The sequence below is a fragment of the Desulfococcus sp. genome (assembly GCF_050178255.1).
GTDB lineage: Bacteria > Desulfobacterota > Desulfobacteria > Desulfobacterales > Desulfococcaceae > Desulfococcus > Desulfococcus multivorans.
In genome coordinates this window covers 1-5,364 of sequence record NZ_JBFXGG010000160.1, presented here as the reverse complement: position 1 = coordinate 5,364, position 5,364 = coordinate 1, and the positions used below count along the sequence as shown (strand labels likewise).

6 protein-coding genes are annotated in these 5,364 nt (G+C 55.8%); 2 read left to right on the top strand and 4 right to left on the bottom strand.

Going from position 1 to position 5,364, the window contains the following annotated elements; genetic code table 11:
• Positions 1-122: 122 nt before the first annotated feature.
• Complete coding sequence (locus AB7S84_RS16365) at positions 123-1,052, bottom strand: DMT family transporter (protein ID WP_428155788.1); 930 nt, start codon at positions 1,050-1,052, stop codon at positions 123-125.
• 170 nt (positions 1,053-1,222) lie between these two features.
• On the opposite strand from AB7S84_RS16365, the gene AB7S84_RS16360 reads away from it, so the two are divergent.
• The gene (locus AB7S84_RS16360) at positions 1,223-1,690 is read left to right on the top strand and encodes a DUF551 domain-containing protein (protein WP_428155786.1); all 468 of its coding nucleotides are present in this window, start codon (positions 1,223-1,225) and stop codon (positions 1,688-1,690) included.
• A 15-nt stretch (positions 1,691-1,705) separates the two neighbouring features.
• Here the strand turns inward: AB7S84_RS16360 and AB7S84_RS16355 are convergent, their stop codons facing one another.
• From AB7S84_RS16355 to murI, 3 genes are all read right to left on the bottom strand, one after another.
• Positions 1,706-2,536, bottom strand: a complete 831-nt coding sequence (locus tag AB7S84_RS16355) for an amidohydrolase family protein (RefSeq protein ID WP_428155784.1) — start codon at positions 2,534-2,536, stop codon at positions 1,706-1,708.
• 129 nt (positions 2,537-2,665) lie between these two features.
• Complete coding sequence (locus AB7S84_RS16350; RefSeq protein WP_020876227.1) at positions 2,666-3,349, bottom strand: poly-gamma-glutamate hydrolase family protein; 684 nt, start codon at positions 3,347-3,349, stop codon at positions 2,666-2,668.
• A 216-nt stretch (positions 3,350-3,565) separates the two neighbouring features.
• Positions 3,566-4,435, bottom strand: a complete 870-nt coding sequence (murI, locus tag AB7S84_RS16345) for a glutamate racemase (RefSeq protein WP_052018527.1) — start codon at positions 4,433-4,435, stop codon at positions 3,566-3,568.
• Between the two features lie 443 nt (positions 4,436-4,878).
• Here murI and AB7S84_RS16340 point away from each other — a divergent pair.
• Positions 4,879-5,364: DUF1638 domain-containing protein (locus AB7S84_RS16340; protein ID WP_428155781.1), on the top strand; the 486-nt coding region annotated here is incomplete at its 3' end.

The window sequence follows — 5,364 nt, the reverse complement described above, 5'->3', positions numbered from 1 at the left end:
ATGGGCGCCGGGACGGGATTCGGCGCGCTTGAAAGAAGTTGACTCAACTTTCGGCTGTCATCGGCCATATCCATCCGGTCACCATCATGAAAGTTGAAAAGTTAAGAGTAGCGGCACCGTCGCTATTTCGATGCGGAGCAGGGCTCGACGGCGTGGGAAACGGGAACTTCGGATATCGTCCCGCCCTGGCTGATGAAGATTCCGATCAGAATCAAAACCGCGGCGAGATACTGCTGGGGGAGGAGTTGTTCGTTCAGGATCAGCCATCCGAGAATGATGGTGAATACCGGGATCAGGTTTACAAATACGGATGCCTGGTTGACGGGAATGCGGCTGAGGCTGAAATTATAGAGACCGTAGGCGCCGATGGTTACGAAGGCGCCCAGGTAGACCACCGCGAAGAGACCCGGGATGTCGATTTCCGAGGGCAGGGTGGTCGACGGCAACAGAAGCAGCGGCATATAGAAAAGGCAGCCGGCCGCAACCTGGGTTGCGGTCAGAAAAACCGGCGAATAAAAACGGCTGAGCTTTTTCAGAGTGATAATATAGCCTGTGGCGCATATCATGGCCACGAATTCCAGGAAGTTGCCCAATGGCGGATTGGGAGCGTTTTCCGATGCCTGACCCGTCACGCTCAGCCAGCCCGATCCTGCAATGGCCAGGGCCAGCCCGATGACCGTCTGTCGGGACAGATGCTCCTTCAGGGTATAGTGAGCTGCCACCGCAGCCAGAAGCGGCAGGGTGCCGGCGATGATACCGGCCTGGGAGGCCGTGGTATACGCCAGGGCCTTGGCTTCAAAGATAAAATAGAGGCACGGTTCGCAAAACGCCATGAACACCAGGTATTTTATCGTACCTTTCTTGAGCCGAATCGATCTGAAATACCGGAAAAAGAGCAGAAAACAGAGGCACGCCACCGCCATGCGTCCGAAGATCACCACCACGGGATCGTAGGTGCGAAACGCGATTTTCAAGGCGGGAAAAGAACTGGACCAGAGGATCATTGCGCCGATCAGGCTTGCGTAACAGATGAGACGGTACCGGGTGTTCACGATGTTGTACGTTCCTTTATAAATATATTGACTCAACTTTCGACTTTCATAGGCCGGTGCCGGTCATCGTCATGAAAGTCGAAAGTTGAATATTGATTTTGTATGTCCATAACTGCATAATATGAACCTCGGACTACCAACCGTCAACCGTGTCTCGGAGGATACCGCAAATGATGTATTCATGGACCAGCATCCAGGATGAGCTGCCGCCGTCCGAGGAAGAGGTGTTGGCATTCGTGTCTCACCCCGACCTGAAAGACTTCAGCTATAACGTCATGATCTACGACGCCGACGCCAATGTGTGGCGTGAATCCCAGGGAAGAAGAACGAGCAGGCACGTCACGCATTGGATGCTTCTGAGTCCCCCGGAAGACGTCTTTACACAAGACAAGGGTGAGCCCATCACAGAACCCAGGCCGAATCGTCGGGAGAGCGACCGCAACAAGGATATCGTCTGTTGGCTCCTGGAGGGACGGTCTCCCAGAGAGATCTCGGAGATGTACGATCTCAGCATCGGCCGTGTCCGACTCATCATCAAGCGGGTCATCAAGAAGATCGCGCCGGGTATGGTCCTGTCAACCCGGGAGATGCGACGGATCCGGGAGCATCTGATCTCGAAGATCCGGGATGAGCTTTAGGTTCGCGGTATTGCATCATGAGGCGGGAGACTCCCGTATGGCGAAAAATTCCGATGCGTTCCTATTCAACACCCTGTCCAGCTCCTCGTCGGTAAGTCCCGAATCCCGAAGCCGTTTCAATTCTCTGTCCCAGGCATAGGGAATATTGGGAAAGTCGGATCCGTACATGATTCTGTCCAGGCGATAGTGCTTCAGGTCTATGGGGTCGGCGATGGGGAAATAGTCCGTCAACACCATGGTGGTGTCAAGCCAGAGATGATCGTATTTTTCGATCAACTGTCTGTATTCGCGGATCTCGCTGAAGCCCAGGTGGGGAACACAGATGTGAAGATCTGGAAAATTAACGAGAACGCTTTCCAGTTTGTCGGCCGCGCAGATTTTATGGGGATCGCACCGGTAAACAGGGCTTTTCGGCTCTTTTCCGAAATGAATCACAACCGGTTTACGGTTGGATTGGCAGACATCGAAGATGAGGTGGGCGGCATCCGAATCGATGTCGAAGCATTGTACATGGGTATGGAGCTTTACGCCGCCCAGACCGTCATCGAAAGCTTCCTGCAGGATCGTATCGGCGCCCTCCTCGCCGGGAAAGACGGTGGCCATGCCGGTAACGCGGCCACGGTATCGCCGGCATTGCCGTACCATGAATTGATTCAGGTCCCTTGCAATCCCCGGGGAATGCGCATATTGAAGTGCGATGATATGATTTACGCCCCGGGACAACAGAAAATCGAATACTTCGGCGGCGGTCAAGGCGTATCGGATATGCCAGGCGTTCCGATCAAACCACCGGCGTATGGCTTCAAAGAGATTGTCCGGGAAGATATGGATATGGGCGTCAATCACTCTCGGAAATCCGCGGGGGATCGCGTCGCCTTCCGAGTCGTTCAGTGTTGGGAGATCCGGGCTTAGCATCGTTTCATTCCAATCGTTTTTTTTCGTATACAGCGAATTCATCGCCGTCAATTGAATATCTCAATCCGTATTGGTAAGCGGCCGCGTTTCCGCGTAGATGAGCGCAAAGGGCGAGACGGCCCTGCGAACCGCCTCCGTGAACCGGGTGAAGATCGCCGTGGAATAGTACCTTCCTTCGGGTGTCAGGTCCTGGAACATCATGAGGCGCAAGCCGCGGCTGATTTCCATTTGAACGCCCATGCCGCGGCGACACAGGTTGCAGATGTTTTTCAGACTCGTCGCACCGAAACGACGATCTATGCAATCCGTTGCCTGAAATCCCGATTCGTGCAACTCTCGGCGTATATGATGCTTCAATTCGGCATCCAATCCTCCCAGATGGACGATCGGGGTCATGATCGCGCTGCCGTGAATTGAGATGGCGACATCCGATTGGCAGACGATGTCCAGGACGGTGGGTTCGTCAAATCGGGTGCTGGTGATGTGCAACGCCAGATTTCCGCCGGGTTTGATGCCTTCAAAAGCGTAAAAAGAATGATCCCATCCGGCAATGGCGTTGGCGATTCGGGTTGACCCGGGCTCGATCTCACCGCCGTGGATACTCAGAATGGCGACACCGGTGCTTCCGAGTCGCCAACGAATGCGGTAATCAATCCCTCGGCGTTCGCAGGCGTTAAGGTTTTCAAAACTGCTGTAGCGATCCATACCGCCTCTGTAAAGATCTCCTTTCTTAAACAGGATCATTTCGCCATATCCTTCATAAAACCGGGAAGGATGAAACGTCAAGCGTCTTCTGGACGGTTGCTCTGGGTTCTGTTTTAGCCCGCTCCAGATCGAGTGGAATAATTCCCACCGATGTATGATATACCATCTCCGAATTGCGGGTGGGGCTTTTGCCCCCTCGCGGCATATCGGGGAAACGCCATGCCTGAAGACCATGACATCCGCCATTTGGAAAGATTATCCGGTGTGGTGTTCGTTGTCGTCGGATGACGGCAGGCTCCGGACGTCGGGGCAGGATCCCCAGAGTTCCCCGATGATCCTTCTTGCGTGATCGATGGGGCCGCTGGTCCAGAAGCGTTCGGTTCCGGGCCGGCTGCCGCATGATGCGATGTTGTCCGCATTGAGGCGACGTCTCAGCTCCTTCGCCACCGCGGCGGCAGGGTCGATCACGGTAATGGTGGGTCCGGCGACGGCCTTGATCATGGGTGAGAGGAATGGATAATGGGTGCACCCCAAAACAAGCGTGTCGGCGCCTTTTTCGAGGAGAGGCGTGACATAGTTTTCCACCAGGGAGACGGTTTTCCGACCGCCCAACTCCGCGCGCTCCACCTGCTCAACAAGGCCGGGACATGCCTGCAGGAGAATGCGCACGCCGTTTCCATGGCGGGCGATCAGACGTGAGACTCTGTCGCTGGCGATGGTCTGCCGGGTGGCCAGAACGCCGATCACCCCGGATCGCGTCATGCCGGCGGCGGGCTTTATGGCCGGTTCGATGGCTACCACCGGAACGGGACAGCGCGTGCGGAGCCCGTCGACCGCAACACCCGTGACCGTGTTGCAGGCCGCCACAATGGCCTTGACCCCCTGTACCAGGAAGAAGTCGGCGATGACCGATGCCCGTTTCTCGATAAAATCCCTGGGCCGGTCGCCGTAGGGTGCGTAGCCCGAGTCGGCGACATAGAGCAGATTCTCCTCCGGCAGCGCCTTGCGGATTTCACGAAGCACAGACAAGCCGCCCATCCCGGAGTCAAAGACCCCCACGGGAGCGTTGGCGGCGGCGCCATGCACCCCTCGAAGTCGGGGCGTCGGGATGTTCGTTGGCGCCATGCGCCCTGTCATCCGACTGACCGGATGACGCCGAACCAGGCGGACGCAGGGGTCTCCCGTATTGCCTCCTCGGTTTGATGGGGCTGCAGAAAACGGACGTTCATCTCTCCTCTCCCTTGTGACGGAAACGTTGATGGTTTTCCTGTACGACGCCAGAGATATTTACACCTATGGAGGGTTTTTTACAACTCAACTTTCGACTTTCACAGGCCGTATCTATCCGGTCACCATCATGAAAGTCGAAAGTTGAGTTACAATAGAATCGAGATGACTCGGGCGGCCTTGGTGCAGTGTAGGGTTTCGGGAAACATTTTTATTGAGATTCGAATACAATATCTTTATATTATAGCAAATATACAGCAGGAAAGTTTCCGTTTCGCCCGAGGATGCGCGTCTGTGTCGGCGGAGATGACTGCACCGAAACCTGAAGAACGAGGAGTTTGATGATTGTGAAAAAGAAGATATATGTCGTCGCCTGTGCCGTTCTATCCGTTGACCTGCGTCACGCAGTCGAGCGGCTGGGGATGGATGTCGTATTCCGGTTCCTGGAGGCCGGCCTCCACGATCGGCCGAACCTGCTGCGGGAGAAACTCCAGGGAGCTGTAGACGAGATCAACGCTGCGGGTGACGCGTCGCGAATCGTCATCGGCTATGGTATCTGCGGCCGCGGATCGGTAGGTGTCAAAGCCGGCGACGTTCCCATGGCCATCCCACGGGTGCACGACTGCATCGCCCTTTTTTTGGGCGGCGACGCAGTCTACCGACGTGAATTCCGCAAGGCCCCGGGAACCTACTACATTTCCGCCGGTTGGTACGAAGAGAAAACCGAGCCCCTCTCCCAGCGCCGTCTCTGGGCCGGCTACGGTGCGGAGCGGCTGCATTACGATGATCTGGTGAGGACATATGGGGTTGAGGCTGCCGACCGAACC

Coding starts and splice junctions, on each gene's coding strand:
- AB7S84_RS16360 (WP_428155786.1), top strand. CDS start 1,223: ATGATGTATTCATGGACCAGCATCCAGGATGAGCTGCCGCCGTCCGAG.
- murI (WP_052018527.1), bottom strand. CDS start 4,435: ATGGCGCCAACGAACATCCCGACGCCCCGACTTCGAGGGGTGCATGGC.
- AB7S84_RS16350 (WP_020876227.1), bottom strand. CDS start 3,349: ATGATCCTGTTTAAGAAAGGAGATCTTTACAGAGGCGGTATGGATCGC.